This window comes from Verrucomicrobiia bacterium (assembly GCA_036268055.1).
Classification (GTDB): domain Bacteria; phylum Verrucomicrobiota; class Verrucomicrobiia; order Limisphaerales; family Pedosphaeraceae; genus DATAUW01.
In genome coordinates, this window is the sequence record DATAUW010000018.1 from 17,721 (window position 1) to 43,417 (window position 25,697).

At 54.9% G+C, this 25,697-nt stretch carries 22 protein-coding genes; 9 read left to right on the top strand and 13 right to left on the bottom strand.

The window, feature by feature from the left end; all coding sequences use genetic code 11:
• The first annotated feature begins 54 nt into the window (after positions 1-54).
• Positions 55-1,164 (top strand): Gfo/Idh/MocA family oxidoreductase, encoded by a 1,110-nt coding sequence (locus VH413_12640; GenBank protein ID HEX3799539.1) that lies wholly within the window; start codon positions 55-57, stop codon positions 1,162-1,164.
• A 34-nt stretch (positions 1,165-1,198) separates the two neighbouring features.
• Here VH413_12640 and glmS read toward each other — a convergent pair whose 3' ends face one another.
• Complete coding sequence (gene glmS, locus VH413_12645) at positions 1,199-3,058, bottom strand: glutamine--fructose-6-phosphate transaminase (isomerizing) (GenBank protein ID HEX3799540.1); 1,860 nt, start codon at positions 3,056-3,058, stop codon at positions 1,199-1,201.
• 189 nt (positions 3,059-3,247) lie between these two features.
• Between glmS and VH413_12650 the strand changes: the two genes are divergently transcribed.
• From VH413_12650 to VH413_12660, 3 genes are read left to right on the top strand one after another with little or no spacing between them, the layout of a single operon-like run.
• Positions 3,248-4,558, top strand: coding sequence for a glucose-1-phosphate adenylyltransferase (locus tag VH413_12650; protein ID HEX3799541.1), 1,311 nt, complete (start codon positions 3,248-3,250; stop codon positions 4,556-4,558).
• 51 nt (positions 4,559-4,609) lie between these two features.
• A complete protein-coding gene (locus VH413_12655; protein ID HEX3799542.1) occupies positions 4,610-4,933 on the top strand; it encodes a hypothetical protein in 324 nt (107 codons plus the stop codon).
• A 37-nt stretch (positions 4,934-4,970) separates the two neighbouring features.
• Positions 4,971-5,555, top strand: coding sequence for a methyltransferase domain-containing protein (locus VH413_12660; GenBank protein ID HEX3799543.1), 585 nt, complete (start codon positions 4,971-4,973; stop codon positions 5,553-5,555).
• 54 nt (positions 5,556-5,609) lie between these two features.
• Here VH413_12660 and VH413_12665 read toward each other — a convergent pair whose 3' ends face one another.
• The 3 genes from VH413_12665 to VH413_12675 form a co-directional block, all read right to left on the bottom strand.
• Positions 5,610-6,278 carry a YceI family protein gene (locus tag VH413_12665; GenBank protein HEX3799544.1) on the bottom strand — a complete coding sequence of 223 codons (669 nt, stop codon included), beginning with the start codon at positions 6,276-6,278 and terminating at the stop codon, positions 5,610-5,612.
• Positions 6,279-6,304: 26 nt separating this feature from the next.
• Positions 6,305-7,744 carry a Gfo/Idh/MocA family oxidoreductase gene (locus VH413_12670; GenBank protein ID HEX3799545.1) on the bottom strand — a complete coding sequence of 480 codons (1,440 nt, stop codon included), beginning with the start codon at positions 7,742-7,744 and terminating at the stop codon, positions 6,305-6,307.
• 73 nt (positions 7,745-7,817) lie between these two features.
• Positions 7,818-8,087, bottom strand: a complete 270-nt coding sequence (locus tag VH413_12675; GenBank protein ID HEX3799546.1) for a hypothetical protein — start codon at positions 8,085-8,087, stop codon at positions 7,818-7,820.
• Between the two features lie 173 nt (positions 8,088-8,260).
• Between VH413_12675 and VH413_12680 the strand changes: the two genes are divergently transcribed.
• The gene (locus tag VH413_12680) at positions 8,261-8,713 is read left to right on the top strand and encodes an SRPBCC domain-containing protein (GenBank protein HEX3799547.1); all 453 of its coding nucleotides are present in this window, start codon (positions 8,261-8,263) and stop codon (positions 8,711-8,713) included.
• 100 nt (positions 8,714-8,813) lie between these two features.
• Here VH413_12680 and VH413_12685 read toward each other — a convergent pair whose 3' ends face one another.
• Positions 8,814-9,596: a polysaccharide deacetylase family protein gene (locus VH413_12685; GenBank protein ID HEX3799548.1), complete on the bottom strand. Its 783-nt coding sequence runs from the start codon at positions 9,594-9,596 to the stop codon at positions 8,814-8,816.
• A 172-nt stretch (positions 9,597-9,768) separates the two neighbouring features.
• Between VH413_12685 and VH413_12690 the strand changes: the two genes are divergently transcribed.
• Together VH413_12690 and VH413_12695 are read left to right on the top strand one after the other, a co-directional pair.
• Positions 9,769-10,410 carry a hypothetical protein gene (locus VH413_12690; protein ID HEX3799549.1) on the top strand — a complete coding sequence of 214 codons (642 nt, stop codon included), beginning with the start codon at positions 9,769-9,771 and terminating at the stop codon, positions 10,408-10,410.
• Positions 10,407-11,504, top strand: coding sequence for a hypothetical protein (locus tag VH413_12695; protein ID HEX3799550.1), 1,098 nt, complete (start codon positions 10,407-10,409; stop codon positions 11,502-11,504). The genes VH413_12690 and VH413_12695 overlap by 4 nt, the downstream gene beginning before the upstream one ends.
• A 16-nt stretch (positions 11,505-11,520) precedes the next feature.
• On the opposite strand, the gene VH413_12700 is transcribed toward VH413_12695, so the two are convergent.
• Positions 11,521-13,413, bottom strand: a complete 1,893-nt coding sequence (locus tag VH413_12700) for a hypothetical protein (GenBank protein ID HEX3799551.1) — start codon at positions 13,411-13,413, stop codon at positions 11,521-11,523.
• Between the two features lie 266 nt (positions 13,414-13,679).
• Here VH413_12700 and VH413_12705 point away from each other — a divergent pair, with 266 nt between their 5' ends.
• Positions 13,680-15,578, top strand: coding sequence for a glycosyltransferase (locus VH413_12705; GenBank protein HEX3799552.1), 1,899 nt, complete (start codon positions 13,680-13,682; stop codon positions 15,576-15,578).
• On the opposite strand, the gene VH413_12710 is transcribed toward VH413_12705, so the two are convergent.
• The 5 genes from VH413_12710 to VH413_12730 all read right to left on the bottom strand — a co-directional run bounded on the left by VH413_12710 (position 15,556) and on the right by VH413_12730 (position 21,639).
• Entirely contained in the window at positions 15,556-16,584 is a 1,029-nt protein-coding gene (locus VH413_12710) for a glycosyltransferase family 9 protein (GenBank protein HEX3799553.1), read from the bottom strand. The genes VH413_12705 and VH413_12710 overlap by 23 nt on opposite strands.
• Before the next feature lie 101 nt (positions 16,585-16,685).
• Entirely contained in the window at positions 16,686-17,516 is an 831-nt protein-coding gene (locus tag VH413_12715) for a glycosyltransferase family 2 protein (GenBank protein HEX3799554.1), read from the bottom strand.
• A 74-nt stretch (positions 17,517-17,590) separates the two neighbouring features.
• Positions 17,591-19,123 carry a hypothetical protein gene (locus VH413_12720; GenBank protein HEX3799555.1) on the bottom strand — a complete coding sequence of 511 codons (1,533 nt, stop codon included), beginning with the start codon at positions 19,121-19,123 and terminating at the stop codon, positions 17,591-17,593.
• Positions 19,124-19,212: 89 nt separating this feature from the next.
• Positions 19,213-20,427, bottom strand: a complete 1,215-nt coding sequence (locus VH413_12725; protein HEX3799556.1) for an acyltransferase — start codon at positions 20,425-20,427, stop codon at positions 19,213-19,215.
• An 87-nt stretch (positions 20,428-20,514) separates the two neighbouring features.
• Positions 20,515-21,639, bottom strand: coding sequence for an acyltransferase (locus VH413_12730; GenBank protein ID HEX3799557.1), 1,125 nt, complete (start codon positions 21,637-21,639; stop codon positions 20,515-20,517).
• 324 nt (positions 21,640-21,963) lie between these two features.
• Here VH413_12730 and VH413_12735 point away from each other — a divergent pair, with 324 nt between their 5' ends.
• Positions 21,964-23,490 carry a hypothetical protein gene (locus tag VH413_12735; protein ID HEX3799558.1) on the top strand — a complete coding sequence of 509 codons (1,527 nt, stop codon included), beginning with the start codon at positions 21,964-21,966 and terminating at the stop codon, positions 23,488-23,490.
• 18 nt (positions 23,491-23,508) lie between these two features.
• Here VH413_12735 and VH413_12740 read toward each other — a convergent pair whose 3' ends face one another.
• Both VH413_12740 and VH413_12745 read right to left on the bottom strand, forming a co-directional pair.
• A complete protein-coding gene (locus VH413_12740) occupies positions 23,509-24,345 on the bottom strand; it encodes a glycosyltransferase family 2 protein (protein HEX3799559.1) in 837 nt (278 codons plus the stop codon).
• A complete protein-coding gene (locus tag VH413_12745; protein HEX3799560.1) occupies positions 24,342-25,631 on the bottom strand; it encodes a glycosyltransferase in 1,290 nt (429 codons plus the stop codon). The genes VH413_12740 and VH413_12745 overlap by 4 nt, the downstream gene beginning before the upstream one ends.
• Positions 25,632-25,697 lie beyond the last annotated feature (66 nt).

Below are 25,697 nucleotides of genomic sequence, written 5' to 3' on the forward strand. Positions count from 1 at the left end.
CGCCCTCCCCGGAATAGAGGATTGAAAATAGAATGTGCCGTGGAATAATTCGGCATGACCAAAATTTTTGCATTTCTTGTTCTCTTTTTCTCGCTGCTCTCTCTTCACGCGGATGACGTGAAACCTCCTGTTCGTTTCGCGATGATCGGTCTTGAGCACGACCACGCCAAGGGATTTATTCCCCTCACGCGTGGCCGGCAGGATGCGCAACTCGTGGGAATTGTCGAACCCGACCAAAAATTAACCGCGCTTTATGCCCGGCAGTTTCATCTCAACACCAATTTATTTTATCCCACCCTCGACGCGCTGCTCGCCAAAACGAACATCGAAGCCGTCGCCACCTTCACCAGCACATACGATCACCCGCGCGTCGTTGAAATGTGCGCGCCGCATCATCTTACCGTCATGATGGAAAAACCGCTGGCCGTGGACATGGCCGCCGCCCGTAGAATCGCCAATGCCGCGAAGTCTGGTGGCATCCCCATCATCGTGAATTATGAAACCACTTGGTACGCCGGCAACCATGCTGTTTATAAAATGGTGAAAGACGGCGAGTTTGGCGAAATACGGAAAATGGTCGCGCACGATGGGCATCGTGGACCGGTGGAAATCGGCTGCTCGCCGACTTTTCTCAGTTGGCTGACTGATCCGAAATTAAATGGCGGCGGCGCGTTGATGGACTTCGGCTGCTACGGCGCTGATTTGATGACATGGCTGATGGATGGCCAGCGGCCCACGTCCGTCTTTGCCGTGACCCAACATATCAAGCCGGACATTTATCCCAAGGTTGAGGACGAGGCCACCATCGTCATCACTTACCCGAAAGCGCAAGGCATCATTCAAGGTTCCTGGAATTGGCCCTACAATCGCAAGGATTTGGAAGTCTATGGCAAAACCGGTTGCGTCACCGTGCCCAGCAAAAATCTTCTCCGCGTGCGCCATGGCGATACCGCGGAAACCGAAACCAAGGTTTCTGATTCATCCGCGATTGAGGGTCCCGCCGATCAGCTTGCGTATCTCGCGGCGGTGGCGCGGGGAGACATTCAGCCTTCCGGCCTCGCCTCGCTTCACGTCAATCTGGTCGTCACCGAAATACTCGACGCCGCCCGCAAGTCCGCTCACACCGGCAAGCGGATTGATTTGCCGCACGACCCGGCTTTTTGATGCGGGTTACTTTGCGAAACGGGCAAGTAATGGATTACTCGACCGTGACGCTCTTCGCGAGATTGCGCGGCTTGTCCACGTCACAACCGCGCGCGACCGCCACGTGGTAGGAAAGTAATTGCAGTGGCATAACCGCCAGCAGCGGGAACAGGCATTCCAAAGTCGCCGGGACGTAAATAATATCGTCCACTTTCCCCGCCAGCGTCGTGTTGCCTTCCGTCGTGATCGCGATCACCGGGCCCTTGCGCGCTTTCACGACTTCAAGATTGCTCAAAGTTTTGTCATACATCGCATCGTTGGGAATCACCACCACGCTTGGCGTGTGTTCATCAATCAATGCGATGGGACCGTGCTTCATTTCCGCTGCCGGATAACCTTCTGCGTGGATGTAGGAAATTTCCTTGAGTTTCAACGCGCCTTCGAGCGCGACGGGAAAATTATATTGGCGGCCGAGAAAGAAAAAGTTTTTGGCCGTCGCATATTTTTTGGCGAGTTTCGCGATGGCGTCGTTGTGCTTGAGGATTTGTTCCATCTGGCCGGGAATGGCTTCAAGTCCCTGGATGATTTGCCGCCCGCGATTTAGCGACAGCATCCGTATGCGGCCCATGAGCAACGCGAGCAAAGTCAGCACTGTCACCTGCGACGTGAATGCCTTCGTTGACGCGACGCCGATTTCCGGGCCCGCGTGCAAATAAATGCCGCCGTCCGCCTCGCGCGCGATGGTGCTGCCGACGACATTGCATAACGCCAGCACCGTGTGGCCGCGGCGTTTGGTTTCGCGCAAGCTCGCAAGCGTGTCCGCCGTTTCGCCAGATTGGGTGATGGCCAGCACCAAAGTATTTTTCTCAATCGGCGCATTGCGATAGCGAAACTCGCTCGCGTATTCCACCTCGACGGGGATGTGCGCAAATTCTTCGAGCAAATATTCACCCACCAGGGCCGCGTGCCAGCTTGTGCCGCAGGCGGTGATGACGATCTGATCAATCGCGCGCAATTCTGCCGATGAAAGATTGAGCCCGCCAAACTTCGCCGTGCCTTCTTCAAGATCAACCCGGCCGCGCAACGCGTTCTCGACCGTGCGCGGCTGCTCAAAAATTTCCTTGAGCATGAAGTGGGCGAACTCGCCGCGCTCGGCGGCTTCTGCGCTGAATTCCAACTGACTGATCTGCACTTGCGCCGTGTCCGTGCCGAGACTGGAAACGGTGAAGCGCTCGCGCGAAAGCGTCACGACATCGTAGTCATTCAGGTAAACAACCTGGCGCGTGTGCGGCGCGATGGCGTTCGCATCGCTCGCAAGAAAATGTTCGCCCTCGCCGATGCCGACAATTAATGGCGAACCGCGCCGCGCGCCGATGATGACATCAGGATAATCCGAGCAAACCACCGCGACGCCGTAAGTGCCGATGACTTCGCGCAACGCCGCCGTGACCGCTTGCGCCAGCGGATGCAGCGAATCGTCGGTTTCTTTTTTTAAATTTGCGTAGTGCTCGCCGACCAGATGTGCGAGGACTTCGGTGTCGGTTGACGAATGAAAGCTGTGCCCCGCCTTGAGTTGGCGTTCTTTGAGGCGGTCATAATTTTCGATCACGCCATTGTGGACGACGGCAATTTTCCCAGACTGGTCGAGATGCGGATGCGAGTTTTCATCAGATGGCTGGCCGTGCGTCGCCCAACGAGTGTGGCCTATGCCCAGCGACCCATGCACTGGTTGTTCCTGCAGCAGCCGCGCGAGCCCCTCGTCTATCTTTCCCTTTTTTTTGCGGATGGCCAATTCGCCCGCCTCGATGATGGCCATGCCCGCGCTGTCGTAGCCGCGATATTCCAGCCGCCGCAATCCCTCCAGGATAATTGGAGCCGCAGATTGTTTACCGATATAGCCGACGATGCCGCACATAATAGATTTTATCGCAATCCAATTTTGACTTCCCCAAAACGCCGCTCTGGCCGCCGTGGCATCGGCGGAAAAGGCATTTGACTTTAACTTCCCGCCGCCCGAAAAATAGTTTCACACTCAATGCCACTTGCCCTTGCGGGTCATCGCGGCTTATATACACGTATAACTAACTATCAAAAGGGACCATCTATGTCAGCACAAACCGGAAGGCAGTCGGTCAATACCAGCAATGTCCTCTCGATCATCATGGGCGGCGGGCAGGGCACGCGCCTGTTTCCGCTGACCAAGGAACGCGCCAAACCTGCGGTTCCGCTCGCCGGCAAATATCGCCTGGTGGACATCCCGATTTCCAACTGTATCAATTCCGGTTTGCGCCGCATCTATTTGCTCACGCAATTCAATTCCGCCTCGCTGCACCGGCATATTTCCCAGTCGTATAAATTTGATCATTTCACCGGCGGCTTCGTCGAAATCCTCGCGGCCGAACAAACTTTGTCCGATGCCTCGTGGTATCAGGGAACCGCCGATGCTGTGCGGAAGAATTTGATCCACATGCTCAATCACTCGTTCGATTACCTGTTGATCCTGAGCGGCGACCAGTTGTATCGCATGGATTTTCGTCCCATCATCGAGCAGCATGCCGAATCGCGCGCGGACCTCACTGTCGCCACGATTCCCGTGAGCCGCCAGGACGTTGCGGGCTTCGGCATCATGCACATTGACGCTGACCGTCGCATTACGCGTTTTGTCGAGAAACCGAAGGACCCCGCATTGCAGGACGCCATGCGCCTTGACCGCGGTTCGTACGCGAAGCTCGGCATCAAGGACGACCGCGAATTATTTCTGGCGTCCATGGGCATCTACGTTTTCAACCGCGATGTGCTCGTGAAGATGCTCGAAAATACCCTCACGGATTTTGGCAAGCACATCATCCCGAATGCGATCAACACGCACCGCGTTTTTTCGTATGTCTATCAGGGCTATTGGGAAGACATCGGAACTATCCGCTCGTTCTTCGAGGCTAATCTTGATGTGACTTCGGAATTGCCACGCTTCAATTTCTTCGACATGAGCGCGCCGGTCTTTTCGCGTCCGCGCTTTTTGCCGGGCTCGAAAATCAACGGCGCGCAGATTGACCACGCGGTTGTGTCGGACGGTTGCATCATCAATCACGCGCGAATTTTTCACAGCATCATCGGCGTCCGCAGCATCGTTGGCGCGGGCAGTGAACTGAAACGCGTCGTCGGGTTGGGCTGCGATTATTATGAATCGGAAGCCTCGATTCGGGAAAGCAATGCGAAAGGGCGTCCGCGCGTCGGCATTGGGTCCAACACGCGCATCGAGAATGCCATCATTGATAAGAACGCGCGCATCGGCGACAACGTCGTGATCTCACCTGCCGGAAAGCCTGAAAACATGGACCACGAATCCTATTTCATTCGCGACGGCATTGTGGTCATCCCCAAAAATGGCGTTATCCCGCACGGGACGGTGATATAATTTGGAATTCTTCCGCGCACTCGATAGACCGCGATAAGTTTAAATTTTTTTATGCAAGTCGGACAGAAAGTCGTTTGCGTTGACGACAGTTTTCCCGGACCGCTGGCGAAATATTACGCCAGCCTGCCAGTGAAAGGACGCACTTACACAATCCGCGCCGTGTTCCTTGGCCGCGGCATTATGCACACGAAGCCTGGCGCTTCCGACGGCGAAGTCGGTGTGCTGTTGAAAGAGTTGCAGAACGGTCCCGACCCGCGCAACAAATATGGGCAAGAGCTTGGTTTCAATTCACAGCGGTTTCGTCCGCTGGATGAATTGGAGAGCACCGAGGCGCAGGAGCAGGAAGAAGAATTTGTTTTGGTGCACGATCATTGATTGCGCGATGGAACGACTATCTGGTTCAAGGTGAATTATGAGTAGTGATATTTGGGAAGCGCGTTATCAAAGCGGCGATATGCCGTGGGAAAAAGGCGAGGCATCGCCGGGCCTGGTGGATTTTATGGCGGCGCACCCAAACTTAGCACGCGGAACAGTGGCAGTCCCCGGCTGCGGAACCGGACACGATGTGCGCATCTGGGCGCGGGCGGGTTTTGACGTGTCGGGTTTTGACCTCGCGCCGAGCGCCATTCGTTTGGCGCGCGAAAAAACCTCGCTCGTGGGACTGACGGCTGAATTTATCCAGGGAGATTTTCTGCGCGATGAGCCGCCGCAAAAATTCGCGTGGCTTTTTGAGCACACACTTTTTTGCGCAATAGACCCGGGCGATCGGGAGCAATATGTAAAAGCCGCTTTGCGCTGGCTCGCGCCGCAGGGAAATTACCTGGCCGTGAATTATTTGATCCCCGACAAGGACGGCCCGCCTTTCGGCACGACTCGCGATGAATTAATCAAGCGATTCTCGCCGCACTTTGATTTGATTCAGGAATGGGTTCCGCGCTCGTATCCGAACCGCACCGGCCTTGAACTAATGTTGTGGTGGCGGAAAAAGGCGCAATAAAAAACGCGCGCCGGGATTTCACCAACGCGCGCTTGAAATTAAAATCTTCGTCCGTTACTTCGCCTCGCCGGCCTTAGCCGACAAGCCCACCACCCAGTCAAAAGAAATCTTCACACCGGGGTCGGTTTTGAAAACGCCAAGCTTGACCGGGGGCTTCACGTTGAAATCCGCCATGCTGACAGGGACGGCTGCGGCGCTGATCTTCAACTTCGTTTTGTCCAGGCTCGTGATGCTCACCGGCATGGAAACCTTGTTGGTCACATTGTTGAAACTGAGTTCGCCCTTGGTATCGAATTGAAATGGCGTGCCGGGAGCGTGCGGTGTTTTCAGCGTCATCTCAGTGACGTGATATTTGATCCAGGGAGAAGTGGAAGCGTTCATCGCGTCCTGCATGACGTCGTCCATGCCTTCGTAGCCGTGAATATTCTTGATCGAAGAAATGCGGATGGACACGTCGGCGGTGGCCTTGAGTTTTCCATCAGTGACGCCGCCTACATCCGCCTGTGAAGAATCCAGCACCACATTCGCCGGCACTTCGAGATAGCCGCCGATCAGCGAGCCTTCCATTGTCCAGTCATGCACGTTCGCCACGCCATCAATGCGGACCATGCTGCCAATGGGTTTCGCGCGATAGCGAACCATATCCTCCGCGCGCGCGGAAAGGGACAGCGCGAGCGACGCGGCAACAGCTAAAGTAACAGAAGCGATTTTCAGTTGATTCATAAATGAAGTGAAAGGTTTGCGGTAAATTAAATTTCGAACATGTCTTTGGAGAACTCCAGCGGCTTGCCTTCGACGATGGATTTGTTGGTGATGATGGCGGTAACGGTGGCTTCAAAACCTTCCTGATACGTCGCCGCCGCCGTGCGGCTCTTCGCCAACCCAGTGATATAATCGGCCAGACCCGAAGGGTCATCGCCAAAATTCGCGGCATAATCCGTGAGGCCCGTGCGCACCAAATGGCAATTTTTAACGAATGCCTTCAACGCATAATGCAGCGTGGATTCGGCGTAAGGCGACTCCTGCAAATTGTCGCCCGCCTTCACCGATTTTGTCGAACCCGCCGCCAGCGCGAGACCGCTTTCGTGGCGGAACTGTTCCTTGGACGCATAAATTTCCCAGCCGATCAACGGCGCGTCCACTTCCTTGAACATCCACGCTTTGCTTTCACGTTTGGAATTAGCGGAACTGGATGCCGCTTCGTAACGCATCATCACCGCGGCGAAAGTTCCATAAATCATGTCGTATTCGCCATCAAAAGAATTCGCGAGCGTGGCGTCATACATGAAATTCGCTTTGCCCGGATATTGAATCAGGGATTGAATCGTATCCGCGACATCGCGGCCATCACTCCAATTCATGATCGCGCCAAAACCCGTCACCGCCGTGGGCCGCTCGTTGATAAACCAGTTCATCAAATCAATTTGATGAATGCCGATCTCGCCGATGAGACCGAGCGAAGTGGTTTTATCGAGACGCCAATTAAGCGCCTTCTCGCGCTCGGGATTCGGCGAAGTGCGGCGCCAGCTTTGTTTGTTGTGCGATTGCGAGCGTGCCATGAGTGATTTGCCGATGGCGCCGTTGCGGATGAATTTCAAAACGTCATGCTTCACCGGATCGGAACGCATCTGCAAGCCCGCTTGAAAATTGCACTTCACTGCCGTCTTGGCGGCCTGGGCAATCGCGCGGGCGTCCTCGATGGAATTGGCCAGCGGCGCTTCGCAATAAACATGTTTGCCCGCCTGCAACGCCGCGATGGTGATCTCACGATGCAAATGCGACGGCGTGCAAATGATCACCGCCTCGACACTTTTAAGTTCGAGAACTTTTTTGTAATCGGTGAAAGCCTCCGCCTTCGGCGCAAACTCTTTCGCGCGATTCAGCCACGCCTGATACGTATCGCAAATCGCCACGACCGGTGCGTTGAAAATTTTCGCATCCGGCTTCGGCAGCAGCGCCAGCGTCTGCAACACCTCACGGCCCCAAACGCCGCAACCGATGACCGCGCACGCGACGGGCGGCACTTCGGAATTATAATGGGTTTCACCGGAGTCGGCGGTGTTCGTGTTGCTTTCGGCCAGGAGCGGCACACCGCCCATTGCCAGCATGAGACTGCCCACGGACGCGCCCTTGATGAAATGGCGGCGGTTGAAATCAGGATTAGACTTCTCGATGTCGTTTTGCGTCATATTGGTCCGGCGATTTAACCACCCTGAGACTGCCTTAGCGAGGCGAAAATTCAATCTCCCGCAACGTCGTGAATTACATCTTTTTGCCCACCCAGTGGTTTCCGTCGTCAAACCCAGCGCCACCGGTCTTGTCACCATTATTTTTTTCCTCCGTTATGCGAGCTGAAGCGAGCTTAAGCGGACTTATCCGAACCATCATCCGCTTCCGCCCGCTTTTGGCTCGGTTAACGTCTTGCGAAATCGCCTCCTCAATGGCGTTTTTTAGCCATTCATCCTTTTGAAAGCCTGATCGCCAAAAATCTCCTCGGATCTTCATTTCAAAGAACCGTCCCCACGATGCCACAATTCTCAAAGACAGTCCACCCTTCCATAGGTTACAAACGCACTTTCCCAATCCCGCATTTCCGCTAACGCCTTCGATGAAAAAATTCACGTAACAGCTTGCCCTGAAAACTTTTGAACCAGTTGGGCAAATATTCTGGAACATGCGCCCGCTATAAAAGGTCATTGCTTTAGATGATAAAACATTACACTTGCCGGGTGATGATTGAAGGGTCGGTTGTCGCGGTCTATGACGCATTGACGACGGAAGCCGGACTGCGTGGTTGGTGGACGCGCACCTGCGAGGTGGGCAAACGCGTAGGCGAGCAATCCACCTTCCGCTTCGGCAAAATGCATAACGTGATGCGCATCGAAAAACTACGGCCCGACAGCGAAGTTTGCTGGCATTGCGTCGAGCAACATCACGACGGGCTCCAGCAGGTGGACGAATGGAAGGGCACGCAGGTTTCTTTTCGCCTGATGTCGCAAACGCCGGGGCGTACGCTTTTGGACTTTGAGCATCGCGGGCTTGCGCCGCAGCTCGAATGTTTCGCGATCTGCGAACGCGGCTGGGACCATTTTCTTAAAACCAGCTTGAAAAATTACGTGGAAACCGGCCGTGGCGAACCGTTCATCCCGGAAACGTGATTGCAGACTTTAAAACCTGGCAGAGCAATCTACCTCCTCTCCCATTTCCTCACCATCCGTTCTCCGCGGCTCCGCGGTTAATTTCACTCACTGCTGCATCTCAGCGGCCACTGATTTTTCGCGCGACTCGATGAGCAGCTTTCTTGAGCATCTCGGATCGGGAGAGCACGAAGACGCGGTTCAACTCAAAGCTCGGCGTGCCCGAGGTATTGACGCCGAATTCCGTCGTGCAGGCGGTCGCATAACCCGCCTCACGCACGAGATCGCGGACGGCAGGCGTCCATTTGCCATGCGGATAACAGAAGTGGCGGATCGGCACGCCAAAAAGATCCTCGAGTTTTTTCTTGCTGGCGAAAACTTGTTCGCGCGCATCGGCAGTGGAAAGTTTCGCCAAATTGCGATGCGTCAGACTGTGCGAACCGATTTCCTGCCCGGCCTGCAGCCATGTGCGAATTTGCGCGGCGTCCATCAACGGCTCCGGCACGTCACCGTGGACGACGTCCCATTCATTGCGCGTGCCGATCAAATCCGCCACGATGAATTGGATGGAACGCGCACGATGGTGAACGAGGATTTCGAGCGCATTATCCAGAACATTGCAGTAACCATCGTCGAAGGTGATGACAAATTTTTTGTCTGCGTTGGCGGACGAATGAGCAATGTCATCCAGCGAGCCGGAACTGAAACCATGCTTTGCCAGCAGTGTGAGTTGCTCGTCGAAGCGTTCGGGCGTGACATAAAGAAACGGATCGCGAGCGCCGCGCGGTGCGGTGGCGATGCTGTGATACGTGAAGACCGGCATGCCCTGCGCGAAGAGACGCCGCTGTGCGGGCGCGAGAAAAAATTGGGAGGAAAGTTGGGCGAGCACGTCAGCTTTGGGCACGGGTGTCGCAAACTCGCGCTCCGTGCGGCAGGGCCGGATTAGCCTTGCATTTGGTCGTGAGTTTCATTCTATTGCCGCTGTCGTTTAGGCCCGAAAAATCAGGGCCAAATGGCGAAGCACAGCGTTTCTTTTATTTCAAAATGACTGGCGATTCCAGAGAATTTTTCCGGTGATGAAAAGCGAGCATCAGCCGACGGGGCTTTGCCTCGCGGTGCTGGGATCAGACGGCGCCGGAAAATCCACACTGCTCGCGCGCCTGCAGGAATTATTGCGGCCAATTTTTCCCGAGCAGCAAATCATCCATTTCCGGCCCAAGGTCTGGGAAAAGAAAACCGACGGCGTGGTCACCGACCCGCATGGCCGCCCGCCGCGCAATGTCCTGCTGAGCTGGTTGAAAGTCATTTATTATTTCCTGGACCACTGGGCGGGTTGGTGGAGCATCGTGCGCCCCGCGAAGAAGCGCGGCACGCTCGTCATCTTTGACCGCACCTTCGATGATTTGCTGGTGGATGAAAAACGCTACCGGTTGCAGGGAACCGCGCCACTCGTACATTTTTTACGGCGCATGCTTCCGCGTCCTGCTGCGACCTTCGTGCTTTCCGCGCCGGCAAAAATTCTGCGCGCGCGAAAATCTGAAATATCTTTGGAGGAGCTTGAGCGGCAGCGGAAAGTTTTTGAACGGCTGGCAAAATCAGACCGGCATTACGTTCTCGTTTCAGCCGCGGACGCTCCCGAAAAAGTGGCGCAAACGGTCTGGCACGACGTCCTGATCTGCCTCGCGGAACAAAAAGAGAAGGAAAATGGACCCGCATGAGCGCGCCGATTTTTCGCAGCGAATTGTTTGAGACGTCCGGCGGTGCGGATTTTATATTGGCGGTGCGCATCATCAAAAAATCCGGTGAACCGTGGCTGATTTTACCACAGGAACGCGAATTGGCGGTGCAAGGCTTGTCGCTCTATCCGGCACAAACGGCCTTTGCGAAAAGAGCGCGTCAGATGCTGGGCATCGCATTGCGACTCGGACTGCCGATGAAATCCGAGCGCGCCGAGATGCAGCTTTCGCGTGAAGATTCGTTCGTCCGGTTTCTTCGGGGCTTGACGCCCGGCGATGAAAAATCCTTTCCATCCTTCGCGATGCTCGCGGGAAATCCAAAAGCCACAGGACGTCGGTTTATTCTACTTTTATTTTTCCACGGCAAACCAGTCTGCGTAGTGAAAGCGGGCGTCGGACCGGAAGCGCAGGAATTAGTGCAGCGGGAGAATTTATTTTTTCGAGCCGTGCCTCCGGGTACACCGGGTTTGCCAAAAGCGCGGTCGTTATTCGCATCGTCGCGCGTGAAAGCCTTGGCGATGGATTATGTGGCGGGAGATTCACCGGCGGTGGATGCCTGTCAGGAAATCGGTGTCCTGCTATCAGCGTGGGTGAATCGCGAGAAGCGCGTGCAGTTGGAAGAAATCCGCGCGTGGCAACGCCTATCAAAAGAACAAAGCGGCGACCCCATTTTTCTCAAACTGAATAGCGCATTCAAAGACACGAAATTCTGCGCAACCTTATTTCACGGAGATTTCGCGCCGTGGAATATCAAAGTAGCGAATGGCACATGGACGGCATTGGACTGGGAGCGTGGCGAAGCTGTGGGTTTTCCGGGTTGGGACTGGTTTCATTACGTGGCGCAATCGGCCATCCTTGTAGAAAAATTATCCGCGGAAGCTGTTGCGCGAAAGTTGGAAAAGTTGCTGGCCGGTGAATCATTCCAAAAATATGCCGCGACGGCTGGAATTTCTGGTCAGGAAAAAGTTCTGACCGTCGCTTACTTATTTTATTGCGCTAAGATTTTGCGTCCCACGGAAGGCGCTGAAGTAGGAGAAAAAACCCTCTCTATATTGGTTGAGCGCTGGTTGAAATAACGCCGCAAACTCGCGGTTAATTTTTCAATTTCACGAGCAGCCAATCTTCCGAACCAAACCCGGCTCGGATGGTCATGGGAATGGTTTGCACCACTTCAGCATTTATTTTTGCAAGCCAGTCGTTGAGCGGCAGGCCGATGACCTTGAAATCGCGTTGATTGAGGAGAATGTATTCGATGCCGCGTTGTTGTAAATTTTCGCGGTCGTCGTTGGCCATGATGTGTTCGATGCGCCGCAAACCGAATGGACGCCAAAGTGACGTTTCGGGATAATCGGTGGCGATGAGTCCAAGGACTTTCACATCCGCGGGCACGACCGAACGCACCGGCGCAAAAGCGTCCGAACGCTCGCCATACACCGAATAGACTACCCGTGCGCGCTCGATCAGGCGGCTCGAAGTGGGCAGCCGCGCAAGAATCGTTTGCGCCGGCCATAGCGGGCGCGGCGGCGACAGAATTAAAACCACCGCCGCCAGCAGAAACACGATCAACGCGCCTGTCCGCCACCAAAGAGTCTGCACGATGCGTTCAAGCGAGCGCGGAGATAGGAGAAGCGGCATCAATAATCCGTAGTAAGGCGTCGCCAGGCGCGCCTCGGATGACAAACCGGATTTCGCCATGAACACCGCGAGCGAAAACCACGGAGAAAGGACAAGAGCCCAATGCCACAGTCCATTCGGCGGGCGCGGCAAAATGGTCCGCGTCCGTGAATATTTCCACGTCGCAACCAGGCTGAAGATCAACAACAGGCTCACGCCAAAACCCAGCCCGGCCGTTTCTTCCATTTGCAGTTCTCGCAGGACGATATGCGCCTGACTCGGCTCAAAATTTTCCTCAAGCTTCGCTTTGAGTTCGGGCGATTGCAACCGAAGCACCATGCGGTTCCATGCGGAAGCGATTGGAAAAACCGGCGGCGTCAAATTCTGCACGGTCATCAAAATCGTGTTGTGCGTGAGATGCAGCGCGTAGGTCGGATGATCGAAAGGCATGCCCTCAGCGGCAAAACCGGTCCAATCGTGACAATACTCGTAATTCACCACCGCTATCGGCAGGAAAGAACAAACGATACTGGCGACGACGACCGCGGCGGTGGCAAGCCATTTCGTTTTTAAAAGTTCGAGCGAGGGCAAAGTTGCGAGGAACCACGGAAGCAACAGCGGAAGATTGCTGAGTTTGCTGCCGGCGAGCAGCGCGGCGGCAAGCGCGGCAAGGTAAAGATCAACCCGGCTTTTTGAATCGCGGGCGCGCAAAGCCAAATCAAATGCGGCCAGCGCAAAGGTCGCGCCAAAAAGGTCGTTGCCGATGCCGCCGGACTGGATCAAATAACTGTAGCCCGTTGGGAGAATCCACATCCAGCACCACGCCACGCGGCGTCTCACGCCGAGCCGGGTCAAGGTGCTGAAAAAAAGTCCGGGCAACAAAAGGAACGAAGCAATATTGATGAGAAAGACCCAGCGATCCGTGCGCGTGAAAAGGATCATCGGCGTGGCGAGCCATTCGAAACCGACCGCGCGGGTGTTCAGGCGATTGAAAGACGTATGAACCCAATGCCAGCGGTCCGCCGCAATCCAGTGCAGAATCCGCGGCATGCGGTAGGCGAGGGCATCGTAATTAGTCGGCGCATAAAGCAGCGCGCCGAGCAGCGTCATGCCCGCGATGATCGAAAATCCCAGCGGCAGAAAACGGTGAAGACGTTTTTTCTCGCGATAAAAAGACCACGGTTGAAAAGTTTGCGGATGTTTTTTTGCCCACAAAAAAATGGCGATTGCGGCCAAGGCGAAAAGGCATAGATAGCCGGGCTGATTGAGTTGGTGAACGCCTGAGAGCAGCCACCCGGCGCAATTCAGGAACGCGCTCAGGAGGATCCAGGCGGCCAGAAGCAGCGGCGTCTTCGCAACGGATTTGGACATCACCGCTCTTGAGCGAAAAACTTCGCGCGGGTGGGCGATGGGCGGAGTTCGGTTGTTTTCATGTTCAAGCTGATTTGACCTGACGCGATGACGCTATTAAACGGAGATGACATTCGCAACGCAAATTTTGGTTGGGCTGTTTCGCACACGGCAGGGGTAAAAATTACTTTTTAAATCTTCTGATGTTTTCGGCAACCGAGAATAATGAACCGGATCGGACGCGAGCTTGAACCGGCGGCCCGATTTGTCCAACATGGCCCGGCTGAATGCCAACCAAGCTAAAAGTCCTGATTTCCGCGTATGCCTGCGAACCCAACAAGGGTTCCGAACCCGAGGTGGGCTGGCAATGGGCCTTGCAGATGGCGAAGTACCATGACGTGACGGTGCTGACGCGGACGAACAACCGCGCGACCATCGAAAAGGAAGTGGCACTGCTCGAAGGCAAACAACCCCTGCCGAAATTTTTCTATCACGATGAAGCGCCGTTTTTCCTGTGGCTGAAAAAGCGTTTCAATGCCGTGCGATTCTATTATGTGTTCTGGCAAATTTCGGCGGCGCGCGTGATCGAACAGCTCAACGCGCAACACGACTTCGACGTGTTGCATCACGTGACGTTTGCCGGATTCAGGTATCGCACCGCGATTTGGAACCAGGGCGTGCCGTCGGTGTGGGGGCCGGTCGGCGGCGTGGAATCCATTCCGTGGGATTTGCTGCCGTGGAAACACCCGCAATCGCTACTGCCGGAACTCGCGCGCAATGTAAATAATTTCATCCAGTCCGCGCCGTTCCACGTGCTGCCAAAACGCGCGCAGGAAACCACCGTGACGCTCGTCTCGACGGAGGAGATGGAACGCGCCTTTCATCATCTCGGCCTGGAAGCCTTGCTGATGCCGACGATCGGTTTGCACATCAAGCCGATGTTGCCGCGCCACGGGCGTCCGCTTACGGAGCCGTTGCGGTTTTTGTTTGTCGGCAATGTGATCACGCTGAAAGGAATTGATCTCTCGCTTCACGCGTTGAAAGAGGCGCGCATCAATGCAGTTTTTACGATTGTCGGAGACGGGCCGTTCCTCGCCACCGCCAAACGAATGGCCGCGCAACTGGGGTTGGAGAAGCAAGTCATTTTTCGTGGCCGAGTGCCGCGCTCCGAGGCGCTCAATCTCTATCCCGAGCACGATGTTTTTTTATTTCCGAGCTTGCACGATACGGGCGGTTACGCGGTCATCGAAGCAATGGCCTGCGGCCTGCCCGTCGTGTGCCTCGACTGCGGCGGTCCGCGCGTCGCGGTAAAAGATGGCGCGGGCGTGCGTGTCCCACTCATCTCGCGCAAGCAAGTGATCAGCGGCATTGCCGAAGCCATGCGAGGCTATGCGCGCGACCGCGAGATGGTGGTCCGGCATGGGTTGAAGGCCCGTGAAGTGATCGTGGAACATTACGATTGGGAAAAAAAAGGCGAACACCTCAACGAAGTTTATCTGGCGGCGGCGAAAGAAAAGGCGTCGTTTCAATCCGCCAAAAAAACAACCTTCACCGGGACGCTGAGAAATATTTTCAATCGCATGTTCCCGGTGCGGGGGCTGGCGGTCTCGGCGTTGATTCTGTTTATAGTGGGCGCGGCGGGATTTCTTAGCTTGAATTACCTGAAGCGGGACGCCTCGGCGATCGTGGAAAAAACTTTGCCGGAACTTTCCAGCGCTGGCGCCGCCAATTCGTCATTGGCGGAATCTTTCAATCGCACGTTGTTGCTGGCGATGGCGGAGACGCCGGAGGAGCGCGCGGGGTATCGCAAGGAATTGGATAATTTCAACCAGCAGACCGAGAAGTCGCTGGAGTTGTACCGGCGGAAAATTTCCACGCGCGAACAGGAAGAGTTGTACGATCGCCTGATGGCGCAAAGGAAGAAATACGTGGCATTGCGGGAGCGGGTGTTGCAACTGGTGGATGCGAAAAAATCTACCGAGGCGCTGGCGTTGTGCAAATCAACGGTGTGGCCGGCCTACCTGGATTACAAATCGGCGGCGGAAAAAATGTTAAACGCCAACACGCAGGAAGGAAGAGCGCGGGGCGATACCATCCTGAAAATCTGCACAATCACCCAATACGCCGTGGCCGGGGCGGGCATCCTTTTGTTCGCGATCGGCTTTACGATTGGGCTGCTAAAATAAACGGCGGGGAATCCGGCTGCGCGGCCGGTGAATTGCGTTCGATAAATGTGGCGATGCGCGGCCAGGCATCCTCGAAACTCACGCCCGTCAGGCAGAAGGGAGTCGAGAACCGGCAGTAATCAGAACACGGTTTGTAAGGACAAGCCTTGCCCTCGAAGAATTCAGATCTTTGATGGATCGGCATAAACCACTCCGGCACCTGCGGGCCAAACAGCGTGAAAGTCGGGAGGCCGCAAATAGCGGCAAGGTGGCCGGGACCCGAGTCGTTGCCGATAAAAAGGCCGGCTTCATCAATGACGTTGAGCAGCTTGCTGATTGAGTCGGGCGCTAAGCAGGTTTTTTCGCCGGCATTTTGCCACCACGCCAGTTGATCGGGATTGCACAGCACCCGCACCTCATTGCCCAGGGCGCGAAGCTGTTTCACGAGCCGCGAATAATGCTGGAGCGGCCAGACGCGAATGGACCGGGCGGCGCCGGTGTGGATGAGAATGGCGCGGCTGCCGGAGCGCGGCTGAAAACGGAGGTCATCGCGGCTTTCAAGATCCAAATCCAGCGCTTGCGCGATAAGCCGCCAATGATCATACCGGTGTGCGTGAAGATCCCGGATGGCCAGGGCATCAGTGAGAAAAGCCTGGCTGCCAATGCGAGGAAAACCCAGCCGCCGTTTGGCGCGGCTCATTTTAAGCAGAACGTGGTCGCGGGGATCGTCGCGGCGGGCGGACAGGGCGGTGTCGAAATGTTCGCGCCGCACATTTTTCCGGAGAGCAAACATTTCCCGCCAGGGCCAGTGAAACAGATTGTATTTGCTGGCGTGGGCAAAGGCGGTCCAGGGAGCATTAAAAGGCAGGATTTTCACTGATGGCCAAAACCGGGGTTGCAAATCAAAAGCGAAAGGTTTTGCAAGCACAGTGACATCAAACTGCTCGCTGGCTTTGCGGATGAACGGCGTGGCGATGGCGAGATCGCCGACGCCCCACAATTCAATAATCAGTAATTTTGGCTTCACGTCATACGCGAAATTATTTCGCGAACTTAGCTTAGACCTTCAGGCTAACGCGCTCGTTCAAGTGTGTAAAGCAACGGCGCGGCAAAATGGCAGCGGGACCATTAAATTTTCCAGCGGGACTTGGGATGCGCCACTTTGTGAATCGTGCGAACGCCCGGATTTGCGGCGGTGTAAAGCGAGTAGGAAAAAGGTTTCTGGGAATAGATGCCGCCGGCGAGACGCCGCGCGCGATGGCCGGCGACGAACAAGGGTTTCATTTTTCGCGCCCAGGCCGGGGCGGTGGCGGCGAGCATTTTTGCCTCGCGCTGGCCGGCTTCGCCCGCGCCGAGATTTGAGCCGGTGAAAGTGAAGGCGGAGGTGAATCGGCGCAAGACGCCCATCGGCGTGCGTTGTTGTAATAAGCGGACGACCCAATCCGCATCACCCGCCACGCGGAATTTGGGATCGAAAAAAATCTGGCGTTCGGAGATCACGCGCCGCCGAAAAAAAGTTCCGCAGGTGAACGCGGCAAGATGTGAAATCCAGGTATGGTAAAGCCGCGGCGTCTGGACTTTTCGATGGAACAAATAATTTCCGGCGGCATCCACGACAATGAAATCGCCGAAGACGACTTCCACCTCGGGATTCGCCTCGAAAAATTCCCGCACCGCGGGCAACGCACTCGGGAGATATTGTTCATCGCAGTTAAGGTAGGAGAGAATATCGCCCTCGGCCCGGCGAAGGCCGCGGTTGATGGCGTCATACATGCCATCATCGTGTTCGACGAAAGCTTTTACGCGAGGGTCGCGCGGGAGCCAGTCGAGTGTGCCATCATCGGAGACGGCGTCCTGAACGATGTGTTCGAGTTCGACGCCCTGATCGGCGACCGACGCAATACAAAGCTTGAGCCAGTTGGAGTTGCGGAAACTGGGCGTGATGACGGAAAAGCGCACGTTAAGTTACGCGACAGCGAAGCGGCCAAATTGCCGCCAGCCGCAGTGATGCGAAACGGGCGGAGTCATGTGCATCAGCGGGCAGCGTTGGCGAGTTTGAAACGGCTCATGGCTGGTCGCGCGGCGGGTTGCAGAGCTGGCCCCAGAACCCCGCCGTTCAGTGCAATGCTCAATCCCACCGGGCCGGTAAAGAAAACCACGTCCGAATAAAGCGAGCCGAAGACAAACATAAACATGAGGACCTTGACGATGAAATACGCCAGCAGGAAACGATTGTAACGCGCAAAGTCAGGATTGCCGTAGCGATTATTGAGTTGAAGCGCACGAAAACCCGCGCCGAGAAACCAGAGGAAAGTAATCGTGCCACCCAGGCCGAAGGGAATGATGATGGATAAAGGACCGTTGTGATAATCACCGGCGAGGGTCGCGCCGGCTCCGGAAGTGCTGTCGGGACCGCGGTTGAAGCTGGCGCTGCGCATCATTTCGAGATCGCGCATGTCCATGGCCAGGCCTTTGCCCATCAGCAGGTATTGTGGCACGGTGGGCAACACTTCAGACCAGATGGCGAGCCGCCAATCGGTGGAAGCTTGGGCATTGAGTTCCGCTTCGACATCCAATTTTAGCGGCAAAAATGTCAGCGAGCGTTGGACCGTGAGCGGCAGTTTGGAAGCAAACGGAAGAACCAGGGCAAGCCCCAGCACGCCGGCCAAAAGGACCGCCGGCAGCAGGCGGCTGCGGAACAAGCCTTCAAAATAAAACAAGACGGCGAATGCCGCGGCAAGCTCGATCACTTTGGAGCGATAGCCACCGAACAGGCTCGTGACCGCCAGGGCAATGACCAGCAAAATACGCCAAGCCTTGCGCACGTCGAGAATGCCGATGATGCCATAGCGCGCCAGTAAAAGATAAACGATACCCACGCACGCGGTAGCCAGGCTCCCCAAACGGGTGATGCCGGAGCCCGTTTCAATCAGACCGGTGTTCGTAGCGGCATCCTGGGGGAAAAGGTAAGCCAGGAAATAAAGGGCCGGGCTGAGCAGATAAAGAATATTGCCGATGGCCGTGATCACAAAGCCGATGAAAAATAGATTTACGTAAAGGGCAGCCTTTCGCACGGGAATCCGAACTGCGGTAAGCGCAAAATACCCCACCACCCCTGACAGCAAAAAGATATAGCGTTTGCCGCCGCTAACTTCCGAACCCAGCGCGTTGAGTCCGATGCCGCCGGTAAAATAGGCGGTCCCTATGACAACTCCGGCGAACAGCAGCAGCGGGCGCGCCACCCAGGGCACGGATATAAATTTCAAATCCCGGTTCATCACGTACGCCAGAAACGAAAACCCGAAGCTGATAAAAATCATCATCAGGCAGAACGACGGCCGGCCGGGGAGGAAATAAAGGCCCGCGCTCGAATTCCAACAGAAGATCAGCCAGGGATAATGAAAACGCAGAAAAAGCGGAACGGACATCAACACCAACAGCAGGCCTAAAGCGCCGTAAGTGGTCAAATCCTCAGGAGTCGCCAGCAGATAACCGACAAAAATCGCCAGGGGCAGGCAAATTCCGTAAATGATCAGCGATTTAAAAAGTGAAAAGGCATTCGTCATGCGTCAAACAAAGTTAAGCAAAATCATGGGGATCAACAATCATTATCTTGGTGCGAGTCACAATTTTTGAGGCGGTTAATCGGAAGACTTCAGAGGGCTCCGGTGAGGGTTCGGGCCACCGGCGCCGGGCGATTTTTTTTATTTCCACGAATGTAATTCAATAAGGGAAATGAAAAAAAACGATAAACCAAAACCGACAGGCCAAACGTAAGCGCCATCGGCAGAACCGTCACTTCGAGATATTTAAAAATGGATCCGTTTGCGGACCCAAATTCTCCGCGGAACCAGAACAACACGGGTTGGTGGAACAGAAACCATTCGTAGCTGACAATGCCAATAAAGCGGAGGTACGAGGCGGACAAGATGCGCGCCGCCAGGCATTGCGGATCGAAGACGAAAAATAACAGAAGAAACGAAGAGGTTCCCATGAGAAAATGGGTTGATTCCGTGCTCCACCGTGTCGGTGTTTCCACGCTGTTAAACAGCCCTGTCCAAACTACCAGCATGCAAAATGTGAAAATTAAAAACACAATTCCAGTATAGCCGACGCAGGCCAGCGGTCGCCGCGAGGAATCAGCGTTGCCCAGCATCGTGAAGATCCCGGCAAAAAATACTCCCCAGGCGAAGAAGTCGAGCTGGCAGGGAAAGCGTTCCGTAAGCAGAAGCAATTCTTCACGCCCGCCGGAAACTGGCCACGTAACCTGCCGGACAATGAGGGGAACCGCTAACAAAATAATGGAGATGGTTAAGCAAGTCTTCGACAGATTAAGCCCCCGGTTGAGGAAAAATAAAATGGGCAAAAAGACATAGAATTGCGCTTCCACTATCAGGCTCCAGTAACAATCATTTATCGGGACGGAAGTTTGGATGAAATTGGCCAGGCCGGTGACCCATAATCCGGCGGCTTTTAGATACTCCGGATTCCGGTAATGGAAGTAAAGTATGGCGGTGAATATCGAGAGGGATAGATAAAAAGGAGGCAGGATTTTGCCAATGCGCCTGCGCCAGTAGCCCGGAACATACCAGGCACGAGCATCCGCATGCTTTTTTCGAAAGAAGGGATACGAAATCAAAAAACCCGAAAGTACAAAGAAGATCGGCACTCCTTCGTTCAGGTTTTGGATCACTCTGCCGCCGAGCACTTGGAAAATGCTCGTGGATTTGGGGTTTACATAAAAGCCGTGGAAAAAAACCACCATTAAAATCGCAATCCCCCGAATGCCATCTAAAACGTCAAAATGCGCTCCCGTGCTTGGCTTAACCTCCCATCCTTTATTTGTATCTTTAGATTTTCCGACGTTCATACCAGCATCTGATTGCAAATGCTTTCCACTATGAGAAGCAATAAGGGATGAAGCAACCTTAATTTCAGGCGGAGCCGGCGCAATCCGTTAGTGGACCGCTGGGATTTTTGCGAAATGCGCCTTGAGTCTCAACATCGGTTGTTCCAGGCAATAGTAAGAGAGCATGGCCAGCAGGAACACGAAGCCAAGATTTTGGGGAAAGGTGGTTGCCCACTGCGCCAGTGACCACTGATCCGGAAAAGTGTTGGCCGTGTGTGGAATCAAGGCAATTTGCTGCCAGATGTAGAGACTGTAGGAGAGGCGGCCGATCCATTGCACGAACGCGAGATTGAGCAGCCAATAGGAAACCCCATTTTGATTCAGCACCCACGAACCCATCAGATAACAAATGGAAATGCACTGCACGGTCGGATGAAGCATCACGAATAAGTGAAGCGGAAACGGGATGTCTAAGCGGCGGCAAGCCGAAGCCAGCAGGATATTCAAAAAGATCAGCACCAGGGCAGTCGCGCGGAATAATGCCGGAAAAAATCCAAATATTTTCGACATCTGCGGGCGGCGGCGGTCCAGCAGGAAGGCGAGCAGACAACCGCTGGCAATCGAATCGCCCTGGAAATAGAACAAATGATCCATCAAAGGATCGTGCCACATAAAAAAACGCAGGCATGGCGGCATCAGCATTAGAATGGGAATCCATATCCGGCCGGCAAACCGCGGGCCGGCGCAGGCCAGCAGCACGGGCCAAGTCAGGTAAAATTGTTCTTCCATGGCCAGGGACCACGTATGTTCCAGGGGCCAGGTGAATGGCTTGCTCCACACTCCCCACCAATTCGTGGTGAAGGTGCTTGCGGAAATATAAGTGGACGCAGGAATCTCATGCAGCATCAGACCGCAGACGATGGCGATGACCAGGATGTAAAAATAATACACCGGCAAAATCCGCAACACCCGGCGTTTATAAAATGCCGTTAAACTGATCCTGCCGGTCTTCGCTTTTTCTTTCAGCAGAAGGGTGGTGATAAGAAAACCGCTGATGACAAAAAAAACGCGCACGCCCAGCTTGCCGTCCGCCAGCAGGGACAGGCGATGAACGGAGAGCGTGGGAAAATTTTTGGTCTGAAAAGCGTGCGCAAACAAAACCACCATTATCGAGACCGCGCGCATTCCGTCCAGCGAGGGAATGCGATTCGAGTCGGGTCGGCTGGTGCTCATGTGCTTTCCGGTCAAGCGGGCGACAACCTAACAATCGGCACCTGCCTGTCAATGGAAATGAAAATCGCGACTGCGGTGATGCACGGTCTCAGGCACGGATCGTTCCCGGACGCAATACTCGGCGATGCGGCAATGCCCGGATGGAAATAACTGGGTCGGATTCGGCTGGGCGGACGGGTTTTTTCTGGAGTTGGCCAAGCGGTTGGTTAGTCTTTTTGAATGGATCAGGCGGCAGGATTGGCAAAAAGGGACGAAAATGACCGGCGTGCAAAACGCCACGGCCAGCGGCTGGTGTGGTTTTTTCAGGCTTTATTTGTTGTCGTAATGCTTTTCCAGTTGGACGAACCGTTTTTGGGCGCCCATAACGAACGGCAAAATGAAACCTTCGACATGGCCCGCCATGTCTATCGCGACGGCTGGCGGTCCGTGCTTACCCCGAAGGTTTCCTATAGCTGGCCAAACGCGCTCAAACAACCGTACACGGCCATGTTGATGGAAGTCCCTTTCCACGGGATCATTGCGTGGCCGTTCACCTACATAACCAGCCACGAGCGTGCTCTGATGCGCCTCGTCTCAACGGCCTTCGCGCTCATGTCCATTCAGTTGCTTTACTGGATACTCTACTTGTGGGTTTCACCGGCAGCGGCGGCGGCGGCGGCAGGTTGCTGGGCTATGGCACCATTGGTTCTGCAATTTGGACAGGTGCCGATGCCGGACATCATCAGTACCGCGGGATTGTTACTGGCATTTTGGTTCGCCTTGCGCGGCAAACTTCCGGCGGCGAGTCTCGGATTCCTTTTTTCCATGCTGGCCAAGCCAAACAGCATCGTTTTTGGTTTGCCCGTGCTGGTGGCGCTGTTGCTCGCGCGGAATTGCCGCTCGGTGCGAGACATCCTGCGCGTCTCAATCTTATGGGGCTGGCTGCCGCTCGTAGGAATCGTGGCGTGGGAGTTCCTAATCAATTATTTTACGCCCCCCACCGACATGACGATTCTGGATGTCATGGGCCGGTCGGGCGAAAACCGGCTGTTGCGGTTGTCGTTCTATAAATTTTTGTTCGGCTGTCTGTTTCCGATGGGCACGGGTGTGCTGGGATTTCTTGGAATCATTTTCGCGTGGAAAGGCGGAATCAAACGCCTCGCTCCCTGGCTCAAGGTCGCAATTATTTTATCGAACTTCGCCTTCATCGTGCTTGTCGTGCGCAAGGTGGCGGAGGTGCAATACACATTGATCATATTGATCTGGTTGATCATGGCCGCGTCGTTCGGCTTTGAGTTTTTACTGGCGAAATGGTGCGAGAGCCGCCTGTGGCGAACCGGCCTGGCTGCGGCGATGATTGTCCATGTCCTCATGGCGATTTTTTTCACAGTGGACCTCAAGGGCTCGCGCGCACCCAACTATCCTGACATTGTCCGCGCGGGAAGTATACTGCCGCCCGACGCGCGAGTGATCGTTTTGTACCGCTATTACGGAGCGTCACCAGCGATCTGGCTGAATCGCAATGTCGTGGCGGTCGGCGGTTACAGTCCGTCATTTTTTCCTTCCTTTTGCGAAAAGGCGTTTGCCGCCGGATTCACTCATGTGATGATTCTGGACATGGAAAGCTGGCACGATCCCCATTCCCACGACAGTCCACTCGCCATGATTAAACGGGTGCTGAATGTCGGGCATCCGAATCAAGACGCGAGCGTCACGGGTTTGACCAGTCCCTCCAGCCTATTTCGCCAATATTGTGATCTGGTATTCGAGCCGATATTTTCGGGATCGCGGGTGGTGCTTTATTCAATGGCATCGTTTCCAAAAAACAAGCAGCTTGGCGAAAAAATAATCCCGACTCAGCCAGCGAAATAAAAAGCCTGGGTGCGTTTTTCAACGCCGATTCGGCCACAACGGCGTCGGCTTGGCGACGTGTTGTGTCACGCGCTGGCCCGGAGAAGCGGGCGTGTAGAGTGAAAAATCAAATGGCTTCTGTGAAAAGGCTCCGCGTTTGAGCATGCGCAGGCGATGTAACGCGAGAAAAATCGGCCAGGTTTTCTTGATCCAGCGCGGAGTGCTGCCGGCTTTCGTCTGGCTTTCGCGGATGCCCTCGGCATTCAAGTTCAGGTTGGCGCCGGTCTCATAAAAGACAGAGGTGAAATGATCAAAAACTTTCATGCGCGTGCCGCGTTTGATCATCTCCATCACCCAAAAAACATCGCCGATATTCCGCCAGCGAGTATCGAAGTAAAGATTGCGTTCTTCGAGTGTCTTACGGCGAATAAAAATCGCGCAGGTTAAATTCGAGAACCGAACCCAGATGTGATTTGGCCGCGGCAACAGCGATTTGCGATGGCAAAGATAGTTGCCCTGCGGATCCACCACGATCGTGTCCGCGAAAACCGCCTCGACCTCGGGATGCCGCGCGAAGAAATTGTGGACGGCCTTAAGTCCGCCGGGAAGATATTGTTCATCGCAATTCAAGTAAGCGACGATCTCGCCCTGGGCGCGTTTCAAACCACGATTGACGGCGTCATACATGCCCTGGTCTTTTTCGATGAAAGCCTTGACGCGTTTATCGTGCGGCAGCCATTCCTGCGTGCCATCATCCGAACAGGAATCCTGGACGATGTGTTCGACCGTCACGCCTTGCTGATCGGCAACCGAGGCGATGCACAGTTTGAGCCACGCCGAATTGCGGAAGCTGGGGGTGACGATGGAAAAATTCACGGATGCAGCGCGGGATGGGTTGCGGGCTTGGCTTCAGCAGCGCCCGCGCCAACGGAAACCGCTTCGACGCTGTGAAACGCCGCGGCGAGGTTGGCGAGATGTTGTTCGAAGTTGAATTGACGCCGGAAAATTTCCCGGAAGGCCTCAGCCGTCTGGCTCGTTATGCCCGCCAGGAGAGCCCTGGCGATTTGTTCCGGCGAGCGGACATCCACGAGCCCGGAATAATCCGTGGAAAATAATTCCGGGATGGAACGCCAGCGCGTCGTGAGGATCGGTAGTCCAAAAGCCATCGCCTCGATCAGATTCACCGGCTGATTTTCATTTCGGTAATAAGTGGGAAAGCAAAAATAATCGCTATTGCGCAGCGCCACTTTTTTTTCCTCGCCGCCCACGAAACCGAGATACTTTATGTTCTGTCCTTCGGGAGTGGCGAGCAAGCGGTCGAATTCTTTTTTCTCCGCGTCATTCACAAAATTTCCCGCGATCATCAGTTGAATCGAGAGCCGCGATTTTTGCGCAGTTAAGGTTTGGTTCGCCTGGATGACGCCTTTCGCACAGTCAAAAAGCCCTTTTTCGGCAGTGCAATGGGCGAGGTAAAGCACCTTGAAGATATTCGGATCGCCGCCAGCGGCAACAATTTCTTCAGGCGTGAGAGATTCTCCCGCGTTTAATTTTTTGCGGGCAGACAAACGCGCGCGCCGGCGGGGAAGAATCGTTTGATCGAAATCTGCGCACGGATCGGGAACGCCATTATTCACCACGCGGATTTGTTTGGGCAAAAGTTTCTCGGCATCGGCGCGGTTGTAACGCGAGAGCACGATGCTGAGGTTCACGTCTTTCATCCAATGATACGTCAGGATGCGGGTGCGCGTGTGGACATGGGTTTCGAGCCATTTGCTCAGCCCGGCGGCGTGCCAGTGCAGGATAATTTTTTTGAAGAACGGCCGGCATAACAGCATCACGAACCAATCGCGGTAGAGTGCGGAATGTTTTCCCGGCGCGGGAATATAATAGAGCGTGGTCACGCCGTAGCGATACCGGCACCAGATCGCCTGCAGGCAATAGCCAAATAGCAGAAAGATTTTGCCGACTTGCAAGTTCCCGATGTCTTCGAGTTCCTTGGAGACACGGGCGTTGACGTGATAACAGGCCACGCCGAAAGGCGAAGTGGATTTTCGATTCCGGCGGAGCCGCTGGTCACCGCCAAAACCTTCCAACATCAGTTGCACCATGTAACTTTGACCATGGTGCGGCGGCGGCGTATGTGCAAAAATCAGCAGCTTCATATTTCCCAGCCCGGCCTATCAATGCGCCCGGACGCGGGTAGAAGAAAAATTCCGTTTGCAGAAAAT